Origin of the sequence: Maritimibacter sp. HL-12 (genome assembly GCF_900177545.1) — a bacterium.
Lineage (GTDB): Bacteria > Pseudomonadota > Alphaproteobacteria > Rhodobacterales > Rhodobacteraceae > Sinisalibacter.
In genome coordinates this window covers 158,929-182,941 of the sequence record NZ_FXBQ01000001.1, presented here as the reverse complement: position 1 = coordinate 182,941, position 24,013 = coordinate 158,929, and the positions used below count along the sequence as shown (strand labels likewise).

The 24,013-nt window shown below is 68.1% G+C and carries 17 protein-coding genes; 7 read left to right on the top strand and 10 right to left on the bottom strand.

Annotated features, from left to right (window positions below; all coding sequences use genetic code 11):
- Positions 1–66: 66 nt before the first annotated feature.
- The 5 genes from B9Y97_RS00915 to B9Y97_RS00895 form a co-directional block, all read right to left on the bottom strand.
- Positions 67–840 (bottom strand): beta-keto acid cleavage family enzyme, encoded by a 774-nt coding sequence (locus B9Y97_RS00915; protein ID WP_085524993.1) that lies wholly within the window; start codon positions 838–840, stop codon positions 67–69.
- The gene (locus tag B9Y97_RS00910; RefSeq protein WP_085524992.1) at positions 837–2,165 is read right to left on the bottom strand and encodes an aspartate aminotransferase family protein; all 1,329 of its coding nucleotides are present in this window, start codon (positions 2,163–2,165) and stop codon (positions 837–839) included. Before B9Y97_RS00910 ends, B9Y97_RS00915 begins: the two co-directional genes overlap by 4 nt.
- A gap of 4 nt (positions 2,166–2,169) precedes the next feature.
- A complete protein-coding gene (locus B9Y97_RS00905) occupies positions 2,170–2,595 on the bottom strand; it encodes a universal stress protein (protein WP_085524991.1) in 426 nt (141 codons plus the stop codon).
- A gap of 10 nt (positions 2,596–2,605) precedes the next feature.
- On the bottom strand, positions 2,606–5,248 hold the full coding sequence (locus tag B9Y97_RS00900) for a TRAP transporter permease (protein WP_085524990.1): 2,643 nt from the start codon (positions 5,246–5,248) through the stop codon (positions 2,606–2,608).
- Positions 5,249–5,344: 96 nt separating this feature from the next.
- Positions 5,345–6,310, bottom strand: a complete 966-nt coding sequence (locus B9Y97_RS00895) for a TAXI family TRAP transporter solute-binding subunit (RefSeq protein WP_085524989.1) — start codon at positions 6,308–6,310, stop codon at positions 5,345–5,347.
- A gap of 174 nt (positions 6,311–6,484) precedes the next feature.
- On the opposite strand from B9Y97_RS00895, the gene B9Y97_RS00890 reads away from it, so the two are divergent.
- The gene (locus B9Y97_RS00890; protein WP_085524988.1) at positions 6,485–7,384 is read left to right on the top strand and encodes a MurR/RpiR family transcriptional regulator; all 900 of its coding nucleotides are present in this window, start codon (positions 6,485–6,487) and stop codon (positions 7,382–7,384) included.
- A gap of 34 nt (positions 7,385–7,418) precedes the next feature.
- Here B9Y97_RS00890 and B9Y97_RS00885 read toward each other — a convergent pair whose 3' ends face one another.
- On the bottom strand, positions 7,419–8,138 hold the full coding sequence (locus B9Y97_RS00885) for a dimethylsulfonioproprionate lyase family protein (RefSeq protein WP_085528030.1): 720 nt from the start codon (positions 8,136–8,138) through the stop codon (positions 7,419–7,421).
- 159 nt (positions 8,139–8,297) lie between these two features.
- Between B9Y97_RS00885 and rarD the strand changes: the two genes are divergently transcribed.
- Positions 8,298–9,242 (top strand): EamA family transporter RarD, encoded by a 945-nt coding sequence (gene rarD, locus B9Y97_RS00880; protein ID WP_085524987.1) that lies wholly within the window; start codon positions 8,298–8,300, stop codon positions 9,240–9,242.
- Here the strand turns inward: rarD and B9Y97_RS00875 are convergent.
- Positions 9,179–9,730, bottom strand: coding sequence for an LOG family protein (locus B9Y97_RS00875; RefSeq protein WP_139828373.1), 552 nt, complete (start codon positions 9,728–9,730; stop codon positions 9,179–9,181). The genes rarD and B9Y97_RS00875 overlap by 64 nt on opposite strands.
- A 102-nt stretch (positions 9,731–9,832) precedes the next feature.
- Between B9Y97_RS00875 and B9Y97_RS18410 the strand changes: the two genes are divergently transcribed.
- Both B9Y97_RS18410 and B9Y97_RS00865 read left to right on the top strand, forming a co-directional pair.
- The gene (locus tag B9Y97_RS18410) at positions 9,833–11,410 is read left to right on the top strand and encodes a LysM peptidoglycan-binding domain-containing protein (protein WP_085524985.1); all 1,578 of its coding nucleotides are present in this window, start codon (positions 9,833–9,835) and stop codon (positions 11,408–11,410) included.
- 202 nt (positions 11,411–11,612) lie between these two features.
- Entirely contained in the window at positions 11,613–13,421 is a 1,809-nt protein-coding gene (locus B9Y97_RS00865) for an ABCB family ABC transporter ATP-binding protein/permease (protein WP_139828372.1), read from the top strand.
- 451 nt (positions 13,422–13,872) lie between these two features.
- Here the strand turns inward: B9Y97_RS00865 and B9Y97_RS00860 are convergent, their stop codons facing one another.
- Together B9Y97_RS00860 and B9Y97_RS00855 are read right to left on the bottom strand one after the other, a co-directional pair.
- On the bottom strand, positions 13,873–17,661 hold the full coding sequence (locus B9Y97_RS00860) for an efflux RND transporter permease subunit (RefSeq protein WP_085524983.1): 3,789 nt from the start codon (positions 17,659–17,661) through the stop codon (positions 13,873–13,875).
- On the bottom strand, positions 17,658–18,920 hold the full coding sequence (locus B9Y97_RS00855) for an efflux RND transporter periplasmic adaptor subunit (RefSeq protein WP_085524982.1): 1,263 nt from the start codon (positions 18,918–18,920) through the stop codon (positions 17,658–17,660). Before B9Y97_RS00855 ends, B9Y97_RS00860 begins: the two co-directional genes overlap by 4 nt.
- A 192-nt stretch (positions 18,921–19,112) precedes the next feature.
- On the opposite strand from B9Y97_RS00855, the gene B9Y97_RS00850 reads away from it, so the two are divergent.
- From B9Y97_RS00850 to der, 3 genes are read left to right on the top strand one after another with little or no spacing between them, the layout of a single operon-like run.
- Positions 19,113–19,760 (top strand): hypothetical protein, encoded by a 648-nt coding sequence (locus tag B9Y97_RS00850; RefSeq protein WP_085524981.1) that lies wholly within the window; start codon positions 19,113–19,115, stop codon positions 19,758–19,760.
- A 38-nt stretch (positions 19,761–19,798) separates the two neighbouring features.
- Complete coding sequence (locus tag B9Y97_RS00845; protein ID WP_085524980.1) at positions 19,799–21,169, top strand: outer membrane protein assembly factor BamB family protein; 1,371 nt, start codon at positions 19,799–19,801, stop codon at positions 21,167–21,169.
- Between the two features lie 52 nt (positions 21,170–21,221).
- Positions 21,222–22,697, top strand: a complete 1,476-nt coding sequence (gene der / locus B9Y97_RS00840; protein WP_085524979.1) for a ribosome biogenesis GTPase Der — start codon at positions 21,222–21,224, stop codon at positions 22,695–22,697.
- 109 nt (positions 22,698–22,806) lie between these two features.
- Here der and B9Y97_RS00835 read toward each other — a convergent pair whose 3' ends face one another.
- Positions 22,807–23,985, bottom strand: a complete 1,179-nt coding sequence (locus tag B9Y97_RS00835; RefSeq protein ID WP_085524978.1) for a M23 family metallopeptidase — start codon at positions 23,983–23,985, stop codon at positions 22,807–22,809.
- Positions 23,986–24,013 lie beyond the last annotated feature (28 nt).

Genomic DNA, 24,013 nt, shown 5'->3' with positions numbered 1-24,013 from the left:
GGCGGGCGGTCGCGGTCCTGCCACGCCGCTGCCCGCAGGGGCGGTGATCGCCGCGAGGGGAGATCGTCAGAGCCCGGCGATCTCCCGCACCCTTGCGGCGTTGTCGGGGGCGAGGGTTCCGTCTGCCATGAAAAGGTTGTTCTCGAAACCGACGCGCGCCTTGCCGCCGTGCTCCAGCGCGCTGCGCAGGCAGTCGGGTTCGCCTTGGCCGAAGGCGCAGGTCGCCCAGTCGGCGTCCAGTCCCGTCTCATGCGCGGCATCAAGGAAGGGCGTGAGCATCGCAGGCGTGGATTGCTGGCCGGTGGTGTAGCGCCCCAGCACGTAGAGCGTGGTGAGACCGTCGCCCGGCACGGTGCCGCGTGCGATCTCGCGGGCCAGCCGGTGCACGTCGGCGGCGTCGTAGAGGATGTGTTGCACCGCCACCCCGGCCTCGGCGAGGGCGTGGTAGCTGGCGCGGGCGGCGGCGGTGTCATCGTCCGCCAGCATTTCCGACAGCGCGATGGACACGCCCTCGGCATCGGCGGCGATCTCCCTCAAGAGCGCGCGCTGCTCGGCGGGGCTGTAGCGCCCGGCCGCCTCGCTGGTGATCTGCACCGGCATGGCGGGCACCTTGCGGTCCATTTCGGCGATCAACTCGCGGTATACCCCGGCATCGAGCAGGTGCCGCCCCTCGGCGTCGCGCACGTGGGCGTGCATCGCGCCAGCCCCGGCTTCGTGGCAGGCGGCGGCGGTCGCCACGATCTCGGGGATAGTAACCGGCAGGGCCGGGTGATCAGCTTTGCCGCGCCGCGCGCCGTTCGGGGCCACCATGATCCGGGGCAGCGGGGAGAGCCGGGTCATGCCGTGAGCGCCGCCTCGATGGCGGTGGAAAGCTTGTCGACAAGCTCGCCGATCTGGTCGTCGGAGATGATGAAGGGTGGCGCGAGCAGGATGTGGTCGCCGCGCTGGCCGTCGATGGTGCCGCCCATCGGGTAGCAGATCAGCCCCGCCTCCATTGCCGCGGCCTTGACCTTGGCATGGAGCTTGCGGGCGGGGTCGAACGGGGCCTTGCTGCTCCGGTCGGCCACCAGTTCGAGGCCGCGAAACAGCCCGCGCCCGCGGATGTCGCCGACGTGTGCGTGCTGACCGAACCGCTCGTGCAGGGCGGCGTCCAGCCTGTCGCCCGCCACCTGCACCCGCTCCAGCAGGCCGCGCTCATGGATCGCCCGCAGCACCGCCCCGGCACCGGCGGCAGCCATGGCATGGCCCATGTAGGTGTGGCCGTGCTGGAAGAACCCGGTTCCCGCGGCGATGGCGTCGTAAATCGTGGCGGAAGTGAGCAGCGCGCCGATCGGCTGGTAGCCCGCGCCGAGCCCCTTGGCGATGGTGATCATGTCGGGGGCCACGCCGTCCTCCGTGCAGGCGTAGAGCTGCCCGGTCCGGCCCATGCCGCACATCACTTCGTCGAGGATCAGCAGCACGCCGTGGCGGTCGCAGATCTCGCGGATGCGCTTGAGATAACCGGGCACGGCGGGCACCGCGCCCATGGTCGCCCCGACCACGGGTTCGGCGACGAAGGCCATCACGGTTTCCGGCCCGAGACGCTGGATCTCGGCTTCCAGCTCGTCGGCCACGCGCAGCCCGTACGCCTCCACGCTCTCACCTTCGGCGCGGTCGCGGTATTCGTAGCAGGGCGCGATATGGCTGGTTTCCACCATCAGCGGGGCGAATTGCGCGCGCCGCCATGCGTTGCCGCCTGCAGCCAGCGCGCCAAGGGTGTTGCCATGGTAGCTCTGCCGCCGGGCGATGACCCGGTGACGCTGCGGCTGGCCGATCTCCATGAAATACTGCCGCGCCAGCTTGATCGCGGCTTCCACCGCCTCCGAGCCGCCGGAGACGAGATAGACCCGATCGATCCCCGCCGGTGCGCCTGCGATCAGGAGATCGGCGAGGTCTTCGGCCGGTTTGGTGGTGAAAAAGCCGGTGTGGGCGAAGGCGAGCCTGTCGAGCTGGTCATGCAGCGCGGCGCGCACATCCGGGTCGGAATGGCCAAGGCAGGAGACGGCAGCGCCGCCGGAGCCGTCGAGGTAACGCTTGCCGGTCGCGTCGATGAGGTAGCAGCCGTCGCCGGCAACGGCTTCGGGCAGGCGACCGCGAGTCGAACGGCCGAAAACATGATCGGGCATCGCGTCAGCCCCGCACCACGTAGACCGAACAATCGGCGTGCCGCACCACCCGCGCGGCGTTCGGGCCGAGCAGGTAATCCTTGAACTCGGGGCGATGCGAGCCCATCACGATCACGTCGACCTTGAGCTTCCCGGCTGCGCGCAGGATCTCGTCGTAGATCGTGCCGTGCAGCACGTGGGGGTGCACCTCGACACCGTCGGGCACATGTTCGGAGACCCATTCGGCGAGCGATTTGCCGAAGGCGGCGAGGGCATCCTTCTCGAAGCTCTTGCCGAAAAAGCCGCCGACCTGCGCCATGCCGAAATCGGGCAGAACGCTCACCACGTGCAGCACGCCCTTGTCGCCGGCGAGCGAGAGCGCCTCGGCAAGGGCTTTTTCCCAGCTACCCTTTTCGGAAAGGTCGATCGGCAGGAGGATGGTTCGGGGCATGATGTGGTCCTCAGAAGGCGGGTTTGGTCTGGCGGCGGCGCTGGAACATCACCACGACGGCGAGCAGAAGGAGCGCGGGGATATAGAAAACCTCCCGCGGCATCTGGTCCTGCGGGCGCTCGACGCTGACAATCTCGACCGGATCGCCGCCGTAGAAATCGAAGCTGCGCAGTCTCTCGGAATACTCGGTTGCCGGCATCGGTTCATCCATCAGCATCCGGTCGCTTTCCGGCATCAGGAACAGCCCGGTATCGGACAGGCGCTGCGCCGGGGCGGTGTCGTCGATATCGACCACGAGGGTGGTCTGGCTCATCTCGCCGGTGGTGAAATCGGGCCCGGCGACGATCAGGCGGAGGTAACTGCCCGGTTCGGCCTCCTCCAGCACCTCCTCGAAGTCGGTGCCCGGCAAGGTCTCGTAGGGCGGCTGCACGCGGTCGAGCCAGAAGTTCGGCACGAAGAGGGTGAAGGCCACGAGCAGCAGCGCCGCCGATTCCCAGATCCGCGAGCGGGCGAGGAAATAGCCTTGCGTCGCGGCGGCGAAGAGCAGCATCGCGAAGGTCGCCACGACGAAGACCTTGAGCGCCATCAAGAGCCCCGCCACGGTGCCGAGGTCGATCCCGTAGAGGATCAGCGCCGGGTTGTAGATGAAGAGGAAGGGCAGGGCGACGGTGCGCAGGCTGTAGAAGAAGGCGGTGAAGCCGGTGCGGATCGGGTCGCCGCCCGAAACCGCGGCGGCGGCGAAACTGGCCAGCCCCACCGGGGGCGTCACATCCGCCATGATCCCGAAATAGAACACGAAGAGGTGGGCGGCGATCAGCGGCACGATCAGCCCTTCCTGCGCGCCGAGACTCACCACCACCGAGGCCATCAGCGACGATACCACGATGTAGTTCGCCGTGGTCGGCAAGCCGAGGCCGAGGATCAGCGAGAACAGCCCGACAAGCACCAGCATGATGAACAGGTTGCCGCCCGACAGCATCTCGACCAGCCCGGCAAGCTCGGTGCCGATCGGCGTGCGGGTGACGGTGGCGACGATGATCCCGGCGGCGCCGGTGGCGACGGCGATGCCGATCATGTTGCGCGCGCCCGCGATCATGCCGTCGATCAGGTCGTTGAAGCCTTCGCGCAGGGCCGCGGCAAGGCTGCCTTGCTTGCGCATCAGCGCCTTGATCGGTTTTTGCGTGATCAGGATCGCGATCATCATCAGCACGGCATAGAAAGCGGACTTGGCCGGGGACTGGCGCTCCACCATCAAGAACCAGACCAGAACGAGGATCGGCAGCAGGAAGTGCAACCCGGTGGGCACCACGTCGCCCATCACCGGCAGCTTGACCTGCTTGGCCTTCGGGTCGTCCAGTTCCAGTTCGGGCCGCTTCGACGCCACGGCCAGGGCGGCAAGGTAGATCGCCGCGATCGCGGCGAAAAGCACCCAGGGCGCGATTTCGGGGGCAACGCTGCGCAATGCGCCGACCGCCCAGATCACCGCGTAGAACACAACGCCCGCCACGGCGAAGCCGACGAAAACCTTGAGCAACATGCTGGTGAGGCTGCGCGCCTCGCCGAGAGCAGGCATGTCTTTTTTCAGCGCTTCGAGGTGCACGATGTAGACCAGCGCGATGTAGCTGATCACCGCCGGGATGAAGGCGTGCTTGATCACTTCGAGGTAGGAAATCCCGATGAACTCGACCATCAGGAAGGCCGCCGCCCCCATCACCGGCGGCATGATCTGACCGTTGACCGAGGAAGACACCTCGACCGCGCCGGCCTTTTCGCTGGAAAAGCCCACGCGTTTCATCAGCGGGATGGTGAAGGTGCCGGTCGTCACCACGTTGGCGATCGAGGAACCCGAGATCAGCCCGGTGGCGGCAGAGCCGACAACGGCGGCCTTGGCCGGTCCGCCGCGCAAATGCCCGAGACCGGCGAAGGCCATCTGGATGAAATAATTGCCGGCGCCTGCCTTGTCGAGCAGCGAGCCGAACAGCACGAAAAGGAAGACGAAGGCGGTCGACACGCCGAGCGGGATGCCGAAAACGCCCTCGGTCGAGAGCCACTGGGTGTTGATGATCGAATCGAAGGTGCGCCCCTGGTGGGCGATCAGATCGGGGATCAGCCAGCCCTGTCCGAAATAGCTGTAGGCGATGAAGACGCCGGCAACGACGGTGAGCGCCGGGCCGAGCGAGCGGCGGCTGGCTTCGAGCAGGATCAGGATGCCGAGGGCACCGACCCAGATCTGGCTGTCGGTGGGAAGGCCGGAACGCGCGGTGCGGGCCAGTTCGTCCGACAACCAGAAGACATAGAGCGCGGTGCCCGCGCCGAGGATCGCCAGCGCCCAGTCGTAGAGCGGAACGTGGTCGCGCGGGGAGGTTTTTGCCGCCGGGTAGGCGAGGAAGGCGAGCGCCAGCGCCAATGCGAGGTGCATCGGGCGGGTTTGCTCGGAGCCGAGGATTTTCACGAAGGGAAGTTCGCCGAACCAGAATTGCGGCTCCGCGATCCAGACCTGGAACAACGCCCAGAACAGCGCGAGCCCGGCGATCAGGAGCGCCACCGCGCGGCTCCGCGGATTGCGTGCCCCGCTGTCTGTCGAGGAGACCAGATCCTGAAGGTCTTCGTCGCTGAATTCGCGCGCCTTTCGGCCTTCCTCATCTTCGTTCATAACGTCACCCCGACCTGTTGATCATTGTTGTCGCCGGACCTTGTGCCCGGTCGTGTCGGCCCGCCGATCTGGATGACCGGCGGGCCGGAGGCAGGCTCAGTCCATCAGGCCCGCTTCTTCGTAGTAGCGCACCGCGCCGTCATGCAGCGGTGCCGAGTTGCCGTCCGACACCATCTGCTGCGGGTCGAGATTGGCGAGCGCCGGGTGCAGGTCGCGGAACTGGTCGAGATCGGCGAAGATCGCCTTGACCACTTCGTAGACAACGTCATCCGAGACCTCGGCGGAGGAGACGAAGGTCGCGCCGACACCGAAGGTGGTGACGTCTTCGTCGTTGCCGCGATACATGCCGCCGGGGATGGTGGCGACGCGGTAGTAGGGGTTCTCTGCGATGAGGCCCTCGATCGCGTCACCGGTGACGTTCACCAGCACGGTATCGCAGGCGGTGGTGGCCTCCTGAATCGCGCCCGAGGGGTGGCCGACGGTGTAAACCATCGCGTCGATGTTGTTGTCGCAGAGCGCGGCGGCCTGTTCTGCCGGCGGCAGTTCCGAGGCCACGGCGAAATCGTCGAGCGTCCAGCCGAGGGCCTCCATCACCACGTCCATCGTGCCGCGCTGGCCGGAGCCGGGGTTGCCGATGTTGACGCGCTTGCCCTGGAGATCTTCGAAGTTGGTGATCCCGGCGTCGGCCCGCGCCACCACGGTGAAGGGTTCGGGGTGCAGCGAGAACACCGCGCGCAGACCCTCGAAGGCACCGGCTTCCTCGAATTGCGAGGAGCCATTGTAGGCGTGGAAATGCCAGTCGGACTGGGCCACGCCGAATTCCAGCTCGCCCGAGCGCAGAGCGTTGAGGTTGAAGATCGACCCGCCCGTCGACTCGACGCCGCAACGGATGCCATGCTCGGCACGGTCGCGGTTCACGAGACGGCAAATCGCACCGCCAGCGGGGTAGTAAACGCCGGTAACACCGCCGGTGCCGATCGAAATGAAGGTATCCTGAGCCTGGGCCGCACCGCCCCAGATCGCGAGGGTTGCGGCCGCGGCGGCCATCCAATGCTTGGTCATCGGCTTCTCCTGTTGGTTGTTGCTACAATTTGGGGGTCGCCATGGCGGCCCTGACCCCGGCCGGGCACGGTTGTACCGAGCTTCCGGGACCCACGAAGTGAAACATTTGTGTTGAATTTGTCAAACGTTTTCACAAATGTATTATCCAGACGGTTTCCGTCGCCGGAGGGTCTTATGCCAGCGAAAAGCCAGGATGAGCAGGGGGCGGCAGATCTCGGCGTGACGGGCTTCGCGGCCCGGTTCGACAGGGTGGCGCGCAGCGGATCGCCGGGCTTGAGGCGATTTGCCGCCTGGCTCGCCGACCAGCCCGAGGAACTGGCGTTCCACACCGTTCGCGGCATCGCGGAAGTCGCGGGCACCGATCCGAACATCGTCGTGCGCACCGTGAAGGCTGCCGGTTTTTCCGGTTTTTCGGAGGCGCGCAAATCGGTGCAGCAGGCTTTGCGCGAGGCGGATCAGGGCTATGTCTCGCGGGCCGATGCGTTGCAGCAATTCGGCCATGACACGCTGCCGCAGGCGCTGTCGGAGGCCGCGCAATCGAACCTGCGCAAAGCCTTCGCCCCGGCGATGCTCGCCACCATCGAAGAGATTGTGCCGCAGTTGATATCGGCACGGCGGGTGCATTGTGTCGGGGTTCGCATGGCCTATTCGCTGGCGCATTATTTCACCTATCGTGGCGGCATTGCACACGACAACGTGGTTCCGGCACCGAGCCAGCCGGGGGTGATTTTCGACTCGCTGATGAATGCCGGCCCCGAGGATGTGGTGGTCGTGATCTCCTTTGCGCATTACTCCAGCGAGGTCGTGCGGGCGGCTGCCCTGGCACGGGCCCGCAAGGCCCGGCTGGTGGCGATCACGGACCGGGGCGATTCGCCGCTCGCCGAGGGCGCGTGGCGGGTTCTGCGCGCCCCGGTGGCGGGGCCGAACGTGATGTATTCGATTACCGGCGCGATGATGATCGTCGAGATCCTGCTTGAACTCATGGCCGCCCGCGACCCGCGCGCGCGTGCCCGGATCGAAGCCTTCGAGCGCGGATTGCTCGACGTGGGTGCCTATATCCCCGCCAATCGCTGACGCGCGGCGGGCCCGGCCGGCCCGGCGGCCGCCATCAGATACCGTGCTCCATCCGTGCCCGGCGGCTGCGCGAGAACTTCATCCCCGGCGCTGAAAGCCGCTCCCAGGGGCCGGTCCAGGCATAGGCGAGCAGGCAGGGATCGTGCCGTCCGGTGGTGATGCGGTGTTCCTCGCCGGGGCGGTTCAGGATCATCGAGCCGGGGGCAAAGACCGCCGCCTCGTTCTCCGACCATGCGCCGGACAGCGAAACATAGCTTTCCTCGATCTCGCTGTGGCTGTGTTGCGGATATGTGGTGGCGGGCGCAAACAGCACGAAGCCGAGGATCAGCCGCTCCGACCGCACCGGGCCTTGCGGCCCGAGCACCTCGCAATAGGCGTATTTTTTCTCCAGGGGCTTCGGCACGCGGGCATAGCCGTATTCCCATGTCAGCCGGTCCGAAACCCGCTCCAGCGTGCGCGCCATGCCTTCAAGCGGCCCCGCCGCGCCGAGATCGAGGGCGCGCGGCAGGTGCGCGGTGACCGGCTTAGTTGCCGGTGGGCGCTGGTCGATGGCGGGGTTGGCCTCGATCACCTGCGCCAGCGTTTCACGCACCCGCTTGCGGTGGCCGCGGATCGCCCGGCTGCCGCCGTCGGAGCCAAACCGGTAGAGCCGCTCGAATTCCTGCAGCAGGTAGCCCCAGCTCGGGCTGTCGGCAAGGCGCTCGGGATCGGGGGTGAGATCCGGCGCGGCCCCGAGGTGATAGGGATCTGTCATCGCGCGGCCCTTTCGCTCGGCTGGTTGCGGTTGCACCCAAGGGTGTCGCCGGGCGGGGGCGAAATCCGCGCCGTTTGCGACACCGTCCGGGCGGAAAACGGCTTGACCTCGCCGCGTGGCTCTGTCCTGTGGCCGGGTCAGCGCGAACGAGGCAGAACCATGAGCGAAACCGGCAAGGGCATGATCGCGATGATCGCGGCCACCGTGATCTGGGGGCTATCGGGGCTGTATTACAAGCTGCTCGCGCATGTGCCGCCGCTCGAAGTGCTGGCGCACCGCACGCTGTGGTCGCTGCTGTTCTTTGGCGGAATCATCCTCGCGCAGCGCCGGGCGGGCGACATCGTCCGGCTCCTGCGCCGCCCGCGCGACCTTGCGCTGGTGGGTTTCGCGGCGGTGATGATCTCGACCAACTGGTTCTTGTTCATCTACTCGATCCAGGTCGGCCACGCGGTCGAGGCGAGCCTTGGCTACTACATCTTCCCGCTGGTCGCCGTGCTGCTTGGCATGGTGTTCTACCGTGAAGGGCTCACGCGGCCGAAGTGGCTGGCGGTGACGCTCGCCGCCGTGGCCGTGGTGGTGCTGGCCTGGGGGCTTGGCGTCGGGCCTTGGATCTCGCTGGCGCTGGCCTTTACCTTCGGGCTCTACGGCCTTGTCAAGAAAGGGCTTGCCGCCGGGCCGATCGCCTCGGTGACGGCGGAGGTGACGCTGTTGGCACCGCTTGCGCTGGTTTGGCTCCTCGGCGTGCACAATCTCGGCTGGGAAGGGCTGGTCGGGCGCAACCTCGGGGCTTTCGGGCACGATCTGTCAACCTCGCTGCTGCTGGCGTTCTCGGGGGTGCTCACCGGCACGCCGCTGGTGCTCTTTGCCAAGGCCTCGCGCAGTCTGCCGATGGGCAGCGTCGGCGTGTTGCAATACATCAACCCCTCGCTGCAATTCGCCGTTGCCGCGATCGCCTTCGGCGAGGTGGTCACCCGTTGGCACTGGATCGCGCTGCCGCTGATCTGGACCGCGCTGGCGCTCTATTCGGCCGAAACCTTCCGTCAGGACAGGGCATCGCGCAGGCTCGCCCGCAACTCGGGCACGTCCGCCACGACCGAAACGTAGTCGCGCAGCGAGGCATCCGCGAAGCCTTGCGCGATGACGTGGTCGAGAAGCGCGATCAGCGGGTCCCAGTAGCCGTTGGTGTTGAGCAGGAACACCGGCTTTTCGTGCAGGCCGAGCTGACGCCAGGTGAGCGCCTCGAATAGCTCGTCGAGGCTGCCCGCGCCGCCGGGCAGAACCACGATGGCGTGGGCGTTCATGAACATCACCTTCTTGCGTTCGTGCATCGTCTCGGTGACGACGAAGGCGGTGAGATCGCGCTTGCCGACCTCGCGGCTGAGCAGGTGGACCGGGATCACGCCGAAGGTTTCGCCGCCTGCGGCCTGCGCCGCGTTGGCGACGGCCCCCATCAGGCCGACATCGCCCGCCCCGTAGACCAATTGCCAGCCTTCGTCCGCCAACACCTGGCCGAGCGCCGTGGCCTCGGCGCGAAAGGCCGGATCGGTGCCGAAACGAGAGCCACAGTAGACACAGACGGAGAATTTCGACACAGCCATGGCGCACCTTTCACAGAAGCTTTTGACCGGATGTAGACCGGTTGATAAGCTGTCACAAGCGTCCGCCACCAGAGCGGAGGGTAGGGGGAAAATCACATGGGCGGTTTCTTTTCGGGATTGCGGGGCTGGATCCTGGGCGGTCTGGCCGCGATCGCGGTCGTGCTGGTGGGGCTTTTCTTGTTGAATCCACCGGCTCAGCCGGAAATTGCGACGACCGAGCCCCCCGAGGCGGAGACCGTCGCACCCGACCCGTCGCCCCAGCCGCAGGTCCCGCCCGAGGCGGTGCCTGCCGAGCCGCCTGCGCCCGCACCCGAGGTGTCGGCCGCGCCCGAAGCAGGGGCCGAGCCGGACCCCGAGGCCGAAGCGCCTGCGCCGGAGCCGACTGCCGACCCGGTGCCCGGGGCCGAGGCACCCGCGCCGCTGGAGCCGGATTTCGACGTCGTGCGGATCCGTCCCGACGGCGATGCGCTGGTGGCCGGGCGGGGCGAGCCGGGCGCGCGGATCGCCGTTTTGGTCGAGGGCGAGGCAGTGGCCGAGGCGGTGGCCGACAGGGGTGCCAGCTTCGTCGCCATGTTCTCGTTGCCGCCGTCCGAGAGCGACCGGGTGATGCTTCTGGAATCGACGCTGGAGGACGGCAAGACGCTGGTCTCGTCGCGCAGCGTGATCATCGAGGGCGTGGTGCTGCCCGAGGTGATGGCCGCAGCCCCGGCCGAACCGGCGGTGCAGGTGCCTCCTGCGCAGCCCACCTTGCCCGCGCCCGCCGATGGCGACGCGGTGGCGCCGCCGACCGCCGCGACCCCGGACGAGGATCTCGATGAATCCCGGCCAGCCTTGCCGCCCGCGCCGGTGGTCACCGCGGAGCCCCCCCTTGCGCCCGATGTGCCGACGCCCGCGCAAGAGCCGGCGCCTGCGCCCGAGCCTGCGCCGACGCCCGCGCAAGAGCCCGCGCCTGCGCCCGAGACGGCGCGGGAGCCTGCGACCGAGGTGCCGGACTCCACGCAAGACGCCACGCCGGAGCCTGCGCCCGTAGCCCCGACACCGGCACCGGAGGCCCCGACACCTGCGCCGACACCTGCACCGACGCCCGCGCCGGAACCCGCACCGGACTCTGCGCCCGAGCAACCGCGCGCGCCGCGGGTGTTGCTCGCGGGTCCCGAGGGCATCACCGTGTTGCAGGACCCGGGGCCCGAACCGCCGCTCTCGATCGACACGATCTCCTATGACGCCGGCGGCGAGGTCGCGCTCGCCGGGCGCGGGGCGGGCGAGGAGACCTTGCGGATCTACCTCGACAACGCGCCGGTGCGCAGCGCGCGCGTCGGCCCGGACGGGCAATGGCGGGTGCCGCTGCCGGGGGTGGATACCGGCATCTATACCTTGCGAATCGACAGCATCGCCCCCGATGGCGCGGTGTCCTCGCGGGTCGAGACCCCGTTCAAACGCGAGGAACCCGAGGTTCTGGCCGCGGCGGAGCAACGGGCCGCCGAGGCGGTGGCCGCGGGCCGCACGATCTCGGCGGTCACGATCCAGCCCGGTCATACGCTCTGGGCCATCGCCGAGGACCGCTACGGCGAGGGCATCCAGTATTTCCGGATTTTCCGCGCCAACCGCGATCTGATCCGCGATCCCGACTGGATCTATCCCGGCCAGGTGTTCACGCTGCCCGACGCCGAATAAATCGCTCTCGCGCCCTCGCGAAGGCTCCCGCGATGAGGCGCATCCCCCCGGAAGCCCCGGGGCGTCGGCACGCCGGCATGAGGCCGCATGGCCGGGCGGGCTCTGGCCTTTTCGTGCCTTCGGTCCTATCTGGAACGGATCAGGCTAACGAGGGGCAGGCATGCGACAACGCGGCGGGGGCAGAACGACGGTGACCGAGGCGATGGTGTCGGGCGCTGGCCGGGGACAGGGGATGCGCACGATCCGGCGCGCCGTGCCCTACCTCTGGCCGAAGGGCGAGCCCGCGATCAAGGCGCGGGTGGTCATCGCAATGGCCTTCCTGTTTGCCGCCAAGCTCGTCGCTGTCGGCACCCCGCTGGTCTACAAGGCCGCCGTCGACAAGCTGACCGGCGAGGGCGAGGTGGACGTGGCCTGGATGCTGGGCATGGGGGCGATCGGGCTCACCGTGGCCTACGGCATGGCGCGGTTTCTCGCGGTCGGTTTCCAGCAGTTGCGCGATGCGGTCTTTGCCCGGGTGGCACAACGCGCGCTTCGGGCGCTGGCGCTGGAAACCTTCCAGCACATCCACGCGCTGTCGATGCGCTACCACATCACCCGCAAGACCGGCGGCCTCAGCCGGATCATGGAACGCGGCGTCAAGGGGGTCGAATTCCTGCTGCGCTTCCTGCTGTTCAACATCGGGCCGCTGTTTCTCGAATTGTTCATGGTGGCGGCGATCTTCTTCGTGCTGTTTGACGTGTGGTACCTGGCCGTCGTCGTCGGCACCATTGCGCTCTACGTCTGGTTCACCTTCCAGGTCACCGAGTGGCGGGTGAAGATCCGCAAGCAGATGAACGATCAAGATACCGATGCGAACCAGAAGGCTGTGGATTCGCTGCTCAATTTCGAGACGGTGAAGTATTTCGGTGCCGAGGCGCGGGAGGCGGCGCGCTACGATGCCTCGATGGAGGGTTACGAGCACGCGGCGATCAAGACCTCGCAATCGCTCGCCTTTCTCAACGCCGGGCAAAGCTTCATCATCACCGCGGGGCTGGTGGCGGTGATGATCCTGGCCGCCTGGGGGGTGCAGCAAGGCGCGCTGACGGTGGGCGATTTCGTCATGGTCAACGCCTACATGGTGCAGATCACCATGCCGCTCAATTTTCTCGGCTCGGTCTATCGCGAGATCCGGCAGGCGCTGGTCGACATGGGCGAGATGTTCCTCCTGCTTGAGCAACCCGCCGAGGTGACCGACAAGCCGGGTGCGCCGGGTCTCAAGGTGCGCGGGGGCCACGTGGAATTCGACGCGGTGAGCTTCGGCTACGAATCCGCGCGGCCGATCCTGCATGGGGTCTCGGTGAATGTGGCCGCCGGGCAGACGGTGGCGCTGGTCGGCCCGTCGGGTTCGGGCAAGTCGACCATCGGGCGGCTGCTGTTCCGGTTCTACGACGTGACCGGCGGGGCGATCCGGATCGACGGGCAGGACCTGCGCGACGTGACCCAGGCCAGCGTGCACGATGCCATCGGCGTGGTGCCGCAGGATACCGTGCTGTTCAACGATACGATCCGCTACAACATCGCCTACGGCAAGCCGGATGCGAGCTTTGCCGAGATCGAGGCGGCGGCGAGGGCGGCAAAGATCCACGATTTCATCGTCAGCCTGCCCGACGGCTATGATACCACGGTGGGCGAGCGCGGGCTGAAGCTGTCGGGCGGCGAGAAACAGCGCGTCGGGATTGCCCGCACGGTGCTGAAGGACCCGCCGATCCTGTTGCTCGACGAGGCCACCAGCGCGCTCGACACCGAAACCGAGCGCGACATCCAGGAAAGCCTGAAGGCGATGGGCCGGGGCCGCACCGTGATCACCATCGCGCACCGGCTCTCGACCATTGCCGACGCCGACCGGATCGTGGTGCTGGAGAACGGCGTGGTGACCGAGGAAGGCAGCCACGACGACCTGCTCGCGCGCGGTGGCAAATATGCCGCGATGTGGGCGCGGCAGGCAGCGGAGGAAGACGAGGCGGCGGCGTGAGGCGACCGCCCCGCCGGTTCAGGCATTGCCGTGGACATCGTTGCAACCGAATCGGGAGCCGGTTCGGCGGCCAGCCGTTCAAGCTGCGATCCCTTCCGGCGGCGGACCGGGCCTGGGATCGGCGGCGGCCCGGTTTGCCCGCGCGATGCAGGCCCTGACGTCGGTGCGGGTCCGGTCGGCTGGTGGCAGCGGTGTGATCCGCGTCCAGCGCGTCGATCTCCCCGGTGGTGGTTGCGCTTGTGGCGGTCTCGATGAGGGCATCGCGCTCGGCCTGCATCGCCGTTCCTCGGCATGACCGGCAGCGGCCATCCGTGCGGCCGCGGGCGCAACCTTGCGCCGCCAGCGCCAAGCGAATGCCGGCAGGCTCGCGGCTTCGACCGGGTTCGGCAAGAGCCCGCCGGATCCTTGTTCCGGGCTCGTTACCAAAGCTTCGTGAGCCGGTGTGTCGCTGTTACTCCGCCGCCCTGAGCGGCTTGCCTTCGGCATCGAGCCCTTCGGCCGGGCGCTCCGCCGCATCGTCCTCGACCGCGATGCCGCTCTCACGCAGCACGGCCCGCATTTCCGTCAGATCCGGCGGGGCTTCGCCTTCATCGGCTTCGGCCACGGTGTCGAAATCCCAGACCAGCTCGTCGACGCTGGTCTTGCGCAGGCTGCGCCCGAGCGCGATGTCGCGCGCGGACTGGCTGTCTTTGCCGAGCGTGAGCGCCGCGAGATGGCGCAGCGAGGCATAGGCCCCGGCCGCGGCCCAGACCCGCACCGCCAGCATCGAGGGGGTGAACACCAGGGTCAGCACGGTGGCGATGCCGAGGCCGAAGACCACGGCGGTGGCAAGCTGTTTCCACCACAGCGCGGCGGGGGCGTCGATCGAGTAGCCGCCGCCGATGAAATCGAGCGACAGGCCGAACATCATCGGCGCGAGGCCGGCCATGGTGGTGATCGTGGTCAGCAGCACCGGGCGGATCCGGTCTTGCGCGGTGCGCGCGATGGCCTCGGCGCGGGGCATGAACTTCGCGTATTCCTGGTAGGTGTCGATCAGCACGATGTTGTTGTTCACCACGATCCCGGCGAGCGCGACGATGCCGGTGCCGGTCATCACGATCGAGAAGGATTGCCCCATCACCAGCATGCCGATCAGCACTCCGGTGGTGGAGAGCACAACCGCGAGCAGCACCAGCACAGCGTTGTAGAAGCTGTTGAACTGCGCCAGCAGGATGATGAACATCAAGAACAGCGCCCCGGCAAAGGCTTGCCCGAGGAAGGCCGAGCTCTCGGCCTGTTCCTGCTGGTCGCCGGTCCATTCCCAGGTGATCCCGGCGGGCAGGGGGGCGGTGTCGAGCCATTCGGTGATCGTGTCGATGCGTTCGGTCGGGGTCAGCGGTGTGCGGCTGTAGGTGTCGGGGTCGGCCTCGGCGACCAGCGCGTCGGCCTCGGCGGCGGTCATCACCCGGGCCGTGCCGTTCTCGCCCTCGCGCAGCACGACGAGATCGCTCGCCACGCCAGCCTTGACGTCGAAGTAGCGTTGCTGGTCGACCCGGTCGATCTGCGCCAGCGTCGGCACGGCGCTGCGGGTGACGAAGTTCGACAGGGGCACAAGGCCCTCGTTGGTGCGCAGCTTGAGGCTGTCGAGGGTCGAGAGCACGCGGGATTCCTCGGGCAGGCGAACCCGGATCTCGATTTCCTCGTCGGAGGTATCGACGCGCATGGTGTCGAGCAGGAGGCCGTTGGTGACGAGTTGCACCATGCCGCCCACGGTGGCGACGTTGGTGCCGTAGCGCCCGGCGGCGGCGACATCGACATCGAGTTGCCAGTCGACCCCGGGCAGCGGGCGGGTATCCTCGATCGCGGTGAGCCCTTCGGTGCTCTCGAAGCGCGCCCGTGCCGCCTCGGTGGCGTCCATCAGACTATCCCAGTCGTTGCCTTTCAGGCGCAGGTGCACCGGCTTGGCCGAGGCCGGACCCATTGCCACCGGCAGGATCTCGAAGCGCACGCCGGGGACATTTTCCAGCCGGCGCTCGATCTCGTCGAGCACGTAGCCGCCCGACCATGTCGGGTCGACGTCGCGCTTCTCATAGGGGATGAAGCCGAGGAGCCGGCCCTCGGTTGCCGTCACCGGCCGGTCTTCCCAGGTGGCCAACTCGATCTGGACCTGGCCGATCTGGTCGCGCGGGCCGGAAGCCCCGGCGGTGTTCTGGTTCAGCCCGCCCTCACCGGCGAAGGCGAAGGCGTTCATCACGCCGGGGGTGTTTAGCACCGCCTGTTCGACATCCGCCACCAGCGCGTCTTTCTCCTCGATCGAGAGGTTGCCGCGGGCGCGGACGTAGACGATGGCCTGCTCGGCCTCGATATCGGCGAAGAATTCAACGCCGTTGTTGTTCTTGCCGTAGACCACGAAGGTGGTCGCGACGACGGCGAGCACGGCGAGTATGGTGAGCACCGGCATCACCGGGTTTCCGGTGATCGCCCGCATGAACCAGCCGAAGGCCGAGCGGCGGTAGCCCGCCTCGACCCGTTTCGGCGCGCGGTGCAGCTTCACCGCGTCGGCAAGGATCGTGGTGATCGTCGCCATCACGACAAAGCCGGCGATCCCGAGCAGCATCGCGGCGGTGGCGGGCAGCGGGTTGCCTTGCGCAAACAGGTAGTCGGGGTTGAACACCTGCATCGCGGCGATGAAAAGGCCGTAGGCGGCGGCGATCAACAGGCCGAGGCGCAGCAGCCACGGCAGCGGGCGCAGCACTTCGCTGGCATGATCGAGGGTGCGGCTCCAGCGCCCGGCGACGCCGCCGACGATCGGCAGGTAGACCAGCGCCACCACCAGCGAGGCGGTGAGCACGAAGATCAGCGTCTTCGGCAGCATCTCCATGAACTCGCCCGCCACCCCGGGCCAGAACAGCATCGGCAGGAAGGCGCAGAGCGTGGTGGCGGTGGAACTGACGATCGGCCAGAACATCCGCTTGGCCGCCTCGACATAGGAATGCATCGGCCCGACGCCATCCTTGATCCGCTTGTCGGCGTATTCCACCACCACGATCGCCCCGTCGACGAGGATGCCCACGGCGAGGATCAGGCCGAACATCACGATGTTGTTCACCGCGTAGCCCAGCACCGCGAACAGCGCGAAGGTGAGCAAGAAGGACGTGGGAATGGCAAAGCCCACGAGCAGCGCCGAGCGCATCCCGAGGCTGGCCAGCACCACCACCATCACCAGCGCGATGGCGGTGATCACCGAGCCTTCGAGCTGGCTCACCATGCTCTCGACCTGGTAGGAGCTGTCGTTGGAGAACTGCACCGACACAGATTCCTGCAGCGCCTCCGGCCAGTCGGCCCGGGCGCTTTCGACCGCGGCGCGCACGAAGCTCGCCGATTCGATGATGTTGAAGCCCTTGCGCTTGACCACCTGCAACGAAACCGTGGTGTCACCGTTGAACCGCGCGGTGCCCTGGCGGTCTTCGAAGGTGAGGCGGATGTCGGCCAGATCGCCCAGCGTCACCACCCGGTCGCCGTTGACCTTCACCGGCAGGCCGTAGATGTCGGACACCTCCGAGAAGCTCGACGGGATCTTCACCGCGTTGGCGCCGCTGGCGGTTACCACTTCGCCGGCCGCGATCAACTGGTTGTTCTGGGTGATGACGTCGATCAGCTCGCCCGCGGTGACGTTGTAGGCTTCCAGCCGCAGCGGGTCGATCGTGACCTCGACCATCTCCTCGCGGAAGCCGGTGAGCTTGGCCTCCAGAACCGCGTCGATTCCCTCGACCTCGCGCTGAAGCTCCTGCGCCAGTTGCACGAGGCTGCGCTCGGGCACGTCGCCGGTGAGGTTGACGACGAGGAAGGGGAACTCCGAGAAGTTGATCTCGTTGACGGAATACTTGTCGGCCCCCTCGGGAAACTTGGCCTCGACCTTGTTCATGGCGTCGCGCACATCCGCGATCACCTTGGACCGATCCCAGCCGAACTCGAATTCCATCGCCACGCCGGCATAGTTTTCCGCCGCTGTGCCGGTGATTTTCTTGAGCGAGTCAATGTCGGCCAGCTCGGTTTCCATCGGCTTGACCAGCAGGCGCTCGGCATCCTCGGCGGAAATCCCGGGGAAGGGCACCGAGACGAAGAGCGCGGGGATCTCGATATCGGGCTCACCCTCCTTGGGCAGCCCGACATAGGCCGCCGCCCCCGCCACCAGCGTGAGCGCGATGAAGGCGATGATCATCCGTGCCCGGGCTGCGGCCCAGTCGACGATCCCGGTCATGACCCGCTCTCCTGCATCGTCACCGCGAGCGCCACGCCGTCGGCGACGTAATTCTGCCCGACGACGATCACGCGGGCGACCTCCGGCAGTCCGGCGACAAAAACGCCCTCGTTGCTGTCGCGCAGCAACTCGACCGGGACAAAGCGGGCAACGTCACCCTCGGCTTCGGCCACCGCGAGCCGCACCCCGAGGGTGCCCTCGTCATCGAGCGTCAGCGCGCTTTGCGGCACCAGGTGGGCGGTGCGCCCGGCGGCGCGGATCAGGATTTCGGCCGCCTGCCCATCGCGGATCGCGAGATCGGGATTGGCGACCTCGGCCTCGACGCGGAATGTGCGGGTGGTGGGATCGGCCGACCGCGACACGAAGGTGACCTTGCCCGCGACCTCGCGCCCCGACGTCAGCCGCGCGCCAGCCATCGCGCCCGGTTCCACCCGATCGACATCCATCTCGGAGACGAAGCCAACGAGGCGGATCGGGTCGAGATCGAGCACCCGGGCACAGAGCGCGCCGGGCTGAAGCAGGCTGCCAAGCTCGGCGGTGTCGGTTTCCAGAACGCCCTCGAAGGGCGCCGTGATGCGGGTATGCGCGATCTCGCGCTCGGCGTTGGCCACAGCGGTGCGCGCGCCTTCGATCGCGGCGGCGGCGCTCTTGGCCCCCGCCTCGGCCGTGGCCAGCCCGGCTTCGGCGGTGCGCATCGCGGCGCGGGCGTTGATCACCCTGGTGTCGGCGGCAAACCCTCCGGCGGCCAGAGTTTCGGTGTTGCCGAGAGTCGTTTCGGCCTCTTCCAGCCGGGCCTCGGCCTCGGCGACACGGGCTTGCGCGGATGGCGCGTTGGCCTCGGCCTCGGCCAACCGCGCGCGCGCCTCGGCCAATGCCTCGGCGCGGGTGCCGATGTCGATCTGGCACAGCTCGTCGCCCTCGGCCACCAGCGTGCCCTTGGGAATCGGCGGCGCGACGCTGCGGCCCGAGGTTTCCGCCAGCAGGTCGACCGCGCGCGCCGCCTCCGTCCGCCCGCGCACCACAACGGCGCTGTCGATCTCGCGCGCCCGGCTTTCGAAGGCGACGACCGAAACCCCGGTGTCGGGGGCCGCGTCCGGCGGCGCGTCGGTGCCTTCTTCGGGGCGGGATTGCGCGGTGTCGGAAGCCTCCGCCTCGGCGGGCGCGAGCCCCGCAAGGGCGCGCACGGTATCACGCTCGAACACGAGCATGAACAGGATGGCGGCGGCGAAGATCGCGGTGAAGATCGGGATGATACGCATCGGTTCCCCATGAGCGGGCAGTGCCCGAAATTGATACTCGCCCCGCAGATAAGCGCTGCGGCCTGCGCGCTCAACAGGGACCATACCCTTGATAGCCATATGTTGCGTGAACGGATCACTTTTTGCGCAACTCTTGGCAAAGATCACGGCTTCGCGTTAAAGAGGGGCAAATCGCAGCCGGAGGCATGGCCCTTGAGCAACCCCGAATCCTTCATCGACGAGGTGACCGAAGAGGTTCGCCGCGACAAGCTCTATGCCCAGTTGAAAAAATACGGCTGGATCGGCGTGGTCGCTGTCTTGCTGATCGTCGGCGGCGCAACCGCGAACGAATGGATCAAGGCGCGCGACCGGGCGGCGGCCGAGGCGACGGGCGATGCGATTCTCACCGCCGTCGAACTCGACGATGCCACGGCACGCCTTGGCGCGCTCGACAGCCTTGAGCCTGAAGGCGACCGGGCGGCGCTGATCGCCCTGATCGCCGCGGCGGTGGCCGACGATCCGCCAGAGGCCGATCAGAGGCTTGCGGCGCTGGCCGGGGACGACAGCCTGCCTGCGCTCTACCGCGATCTCGCCCAGCTCAAGCGGACGCTGCTGCCCGGTGCGCTCGATGCCGCCGCCCGCGTGGAGGTGCTCACGCCGCTGACCGAGCCGGGCGGTGCCTTCCGGGTGCTCGCGGAGGAACAGATCGCATTGGCGGAGATCGAGCTGGGGGAAACCGAGGCCGCGCGGACGCGGCTCGAGGCACTTCTGAGCGATACCGAGGCGAGCCAGGCCTTGCGTCGGCGCGTTTCGCAGTTGATTGTGGCACTGGGCGGCACGGCGTCCGGAACCGCGTTCTGAATGGCGCGGGTGAGAGAGCAAGCGTGGGGGGCTAACGCGTGAAACAGACCAAGGCGATGCGGAACCTTTTGCTGGTGTCCACGCTGGCTCTGGCAGCGGCGGGATGTTCTCGCGAACTGATCCTCGACGGCATGCGGGAAGACCTGCGCAGCCCGGGCTACGACGTGAATGATGCCGACGCGGTGGCGGCCGCCAGCGCGCGCGCGGCGGAAGATGCCGCCGCCTTCGAAAACCAGTCGCGCCCGGTGTCGCTCGGCGCGGTGCAGGCGGTGGGAAGCTGGTCGCAGCGCGGTGCCAACGCGATGAACCGTCCGCCGCACGCGCAATTCTCGTCCAGCCCGGTGGTGGCGTGGTCGTCCGATGCCGGTGAGGGCAACGAGCGCAAGTTCCGCATCACCGCCGAGCCGGTGGCCGATGGCTCCCGCGTCTACACGATGGACAGCCATGCCAACGTCACCGCGCATGCGATCGGCGGCGATGCGCTCTGGACCGCCGCGATCAACGCGCCGGGCGAGCGCGAGGGCAGCGCCATGGGTGGCGGGCTCGCGCTTGGCGGTGGCAAGCTCTTCGCCACCACCACGCAAGGCGAACTGGCGGCGCTCGATCCCGCCTCGGGCGAGGTGCTCTGGCGCCAGAAGCTCGATGCGGCGGTGAACGGTGCGCCGACCGTGGCGGGCGGCAAGGTCTATGTCGCGACCGCCGCCTCGGTGGCCTATGCGATCCACGCCGACACCGGCCGGATCGCCTGGCGACTCGCCGGGGTGCCGAGCTTCAGCGGCGTGTCCGGCGTCGCGGCCCCGGCGGTTGGCGGCAACACCGTGATCTTCCCGGTGTCAAACGAGAGCCTGGTGGCGGTCGACGCCGCCAATGGCGACATGAAATGGGTCGTGCGCGTTGCCGGAGACCGTGCCGGGCGTGGCCGCTCGGCGCTTTCGGCCTTTACCGGCGAGCCGGTGGTGGCCGATGGCGTGGTCTATGCCGCGAACGCGTCGGGCCGGGCGGTGGCGGTCGGGCTGAACGATGGCCAGTTGCGCTGGGACGCGGGCGAGGGCGCGCAGGGCACCATGGCGGTTGCGGGGGACGCGGTGTTCTTCGTCAATGACGAGGCCAGGCTGGTGCGGCTCTCGGCGCGCGACGGTGACAAGGTCTGGGAAGTGCCGCTGCCGCGCTACGAAAAGGCCGACAAGCCACGCAAGCTCAAGTCGGTCTGGCCCGCCTTCGGGCCGGTGCTGGCGGGCGGGCGGCTCTGGATCGCCTCGGGCGACGGTATCCTGCGCGCCTTCAACCCGGCCGACGGCGCGGCGCTCTCCCAAAGCGAACTGCCCGCCGGTGCGGCCAGCCGCCCGATCGTGGTGTCCGGCATGATGATGCTGATGAGCGAGACCGGCGCGTTGATCGGCCTGCGTTGATACGCCCGGACTTTGGGTGTAAGCGGGCTGCCTGACGCCTGAGGACATACCAATGAGTTTCACCCTCGCCATCGTGGGCCGGCCCAACGTGGGCAAGTCCACGCTTTTCAACCGCCTTGTCGGCAGACGCCTCGCGCTGGTCGACGACACCCCCGGGGTGACCCGTGACCTGCGCGAAGGCGAGGCCCGGCTCGGTGCCTTGCGCTTCACTGTGATCGACACCGCGGGGCTGGAAGAGGCGACCGACGAAAGCCTTCAGGGGCGGATGCGCAAACTGACCGAGCGCGCGGTGGAAATGGCCGATGCCTGCCTGTTCCTGATCGACGCCCGCGCCGGCGTGCTGCCCACCGACGAGGTCTTTGCCGATATCCTGCGGCGCAAGAACGCCCATGTCATCCTTGCCGCCAACAAGGCCGAGGGGCGGGCTGGCGAGTCGGGGTTGATCGAAGCCTGGGGCCTCGGGCTGGGCGAGCCGATCGGGCTCTCGGCCGAGCATGGCGAGGGCATGGCCGAGCTGGCCACCGCGCTCGAGCCGATCGCCGCGGAAATGGCCGAACGTGCGGCCCGGATCGAGGCCGAGGCACCGGAAACCGATGTGGCGGTCAGCGACGAGGATGACGAGGATGCGCCGCGCACGCCGACCAAGGCGCGCCCTTTGCAGGTGGCGGTGGTGGGTCGTCCGAACGCCGGCAAGTCGACGCTGATCAACCACCTGATCGGCGAGGAGCGGCTGCTCACCGGGCCGGAGGCGGGCATCACCCGCGACGCGATCTCGCTGAGCTTTGACTGGGCCGGTACGCCAACCCGGATCTTCGACACGGCGGGGATGAGGAAGCGCGCGAAAGTCCAGGAAAAACTTGAAAAACTTTCCGTTGCCGACGGGCTTCGCGCGGTCAAGTTCGCGGAGGTCGTGGTGGTGCTGCTCGACGCCGCGATCCCGTTTGAAAGCCAGGATCTGCGGATTGCCGACCTTGCCGAGCGCGAAGGCCGGGCGGTGGTGGTGGCGGTCAACAAGTGGGATGCCGAGCCGGAGAAGAACGCCAAGATCGCCGCCTTGCGCGAGGCCTTCGAGCGGCTGTTGCCGCAGTTGCGCGGCGCGCCGCTGGTCACCGTTTCCGCCAAGACCGGCAAGGGGCTCGACCGGCTTCACGCCGCGGTGCTGCGCGCGCATCAGACCTGGAACGCCCGCGTGTCCACCGCGCGCCTCAACCGCTGGCTTGAAGGCATGGTGGCCGCGCACCCGCCGCCGGCCCCTGGCGGGCGGCGGATCCGGCTGCGCTACATGACGCAGGTCAAGACTAGGCCGCCCGGTTTCGTGGTGATGTGTTCCCATCCGGAAAAGCTTCCGGAAAGCTATTCGCGCTATCTTGTCAATGGCTTGCGCGACGACTTTGACATGCCGGGGACGCCGATCCGGCTCTACATGCGCAGCCAGGCCGACAAGAACCCCTACAAGGACAAGAAGAAGTCCACCCCTTCGCGGCTGCGCAAGCACCTCGGCAAGCCAAGCCCGAAAGCCAGGGGCTGACCCCGGCTTCTTGGGTCCGGAAATACCTCGGGGGGTGAATTGGCCGTAAGGCCAAGAGGGGGGCAGCGCCCCCCTTTCTGCGTCGCCCCGGCGCAGCCGGGGCGACATCTCAGTTCAAATAGGTCATCGGATCGACGCTGAGCGTCCCTTCGCGCACCTGGAAGTGCAGGAAGGTGGTGTCGGCCGCGCGCACGGTCGCGATTTGCTGTCCCCGGCTCACGCTGTCGCCCTTGGCCACCTTGATGTCGTCGATCCCGGCATAGACCGTGAGCAGGTTGCCGCTGTGGCGGATCACCAGGATCGGCACCTGGTCGGTGTCGCGGGTGATCGCGGCGACGGTGCCGGCCGCGGCGGCCTTGACCGGCGTGCCCGCGGAGGCCGAGATGTCGATCCCGTCGGTCTTGCCCTTCTGGAAGGCCCGCACCACCTTGCCGTCGACCGGCAGCGCCATGCGGGCGCCGGACGCCTCGGTGCGGCTCTCGGCGAGACCCGGCGAGGCGGGGGCGGCGGCCGTGGTGGTTTCGTCCTCGTCGGGCAGCGGGGCCGCGGCGGAGGGCGGCACCGGCGTGGCCGAGCCGGTGCCGGGTGCCTCGGTGTCGCTGTCAAGCGCCGCGCTGCGCTCGCCGACGACCACCGGGATCAGCAGGTATTGCCCTTCGCGCACCGTCAGCGCGCTGTCGAGGCTGTTCCATTCCGCCAGCGCGCGCACCGGCACGTCGTAGCGCCGGGCGACGGAATAGGCGGTCTCTCCGCGCGCGACCTGGTGGCGCACCGGTTCCTGACCGGCGGGGGTGTTGGCCGCCTCGGCGGTGTCCGGTGATGCGCTGCCGTCGACCCGGTCGAGCGCGGAGCCTGCCAGCGTGGTCACGTCGATCGTTCCTGCTGCGGTGGCGGACCCCGGACTCGCCGCGGTGCCGCCGCCGACACGCGCGGGCAGTGCGAGGATCTCGCCACCGCGCAGCGCGGTTTCGGGCGGCAAGCCGTTGTAGCGTCCAAGCTCGTTGGCCCCGAAGCCGAGGCGGGACGCCATCTGGCTGACGGTCTCGCCATCGCGCGCCACGGCCACGTCATAGGTCGGATAGGAGATCACCCCGCGCGCATCGGGTTGCGGTTTCGAGGTGGTGCGCGCGCCTCGGGCGGCGTCGGAGGTGGTGAAACCGCCGGCCAGTCCGCGCAGGTCGAAATCGAGGTTGTTCAGCCCGCCGGTGCCGTCGGTGCAACCGGCCAGGGCCAGCAGCGATGCCGAGACAAGCCCCAGGCGCGTGCTGTGGTTCAACGGGAAAATCATGCTCTGTCCTCTCGTGGCCCATGCCCTG

Coding starts and splice junctions, on each gene's coding strand:
- B9Y97_RS00915 (WP_085524993.1), bottom strand. CDS start 840: ATGACCCGGCTCTCCCCGCTGCCCCGGATCATGGTGGCCCCGAACGGC.
- B9Y97_RS00910 (WP_085524992.1), bottom strand. CDS start 2,165: ATGCCCGATCATGTTTTCGGCCGTTCGACTCGCGGTCGCCTGCCCGAA.
- B9Y97_RS00905 (WP_085524991.1), bottom strand. CDS start 2,595: ATGCCCCGAACCATCCTCCTGCCGATCGACCTTTCCGAAAAGGGTAGC.
- B9Y97_RS00900 (WP_085524990.1), bottom strand. CDS start 5,248: ATGAACGAAGATGAGGAAGGCCGAAAGGCGCGCGAATTCAGCGACGAA.
- B9Y97_RS00895 (WP_085524989.1), bottom strand. CDS start 6,310: ATGACCAAGCATTGGATGGCCGCCGCGGCCGCAACCCTCGCGATCTGG.
- B9Y97_RS00890 (WP_085524988.1), top strand. CDS start 6,485: ATGCCAGCGAAAAGCCAGGATGAGCAGGGGGCGGCAGATCTCGGCGTG.
- B9Y97_RS00885 (WP_085528030.1), bottom strand. CDS start 8,138: ATGACAGATCCCTATCACCTCGGGGCCGCGCCGGATCTCACCCCCGAT.
- rarD (WP_085524987.1), top strand. CDS start 8,298: ATGAGCGAAACCGGCAAGGGCATGATCGCGATGATCGCGGCCACCGTG.
- B9Y97_RS18410 (WP_085524985.1), top strand. CDS start 9,833: ATGGGCGGTTTCTTTTCGGGATTGCGGGGCTGGATCCTGGGCGGTCTG.
- B9Y97_RS00865 (WP_139828372.1), top strand. CDS start 11,613: ATGGTGTCGGGCGCTGGCCGGGGACAGGGGATGCGCACGATCCGGCGC.
- B9Y97_RS00860 (WP_085524983.1), bottom strand. CDS start 17,661: ATGACCGGGATCGTCGACTGGGCCGCAGCCCGGGCACGGATGATCATC.
- B9Y97_RS00855 (WP_085524982.1), bottom strand. CDS start 18,920: ATGCGTATCATCCCGATCTTCACCGCGATCTTCGCCGCCGCCATCCTG.
- der (WP_085524979.1), top strand. CDS start 21,222: ATGAGTTTCACCCTCGCCATCGTGGGCCGGCCCAACGTGGGCAAGTCC.
- B9Y97_RS00835 (WP_085524978.1), bottom strand. CDS start 23,985: ATGATTTTCCCGTTGAACCACAGCACGCGCCTGGGGCTTGTCTCGGCA.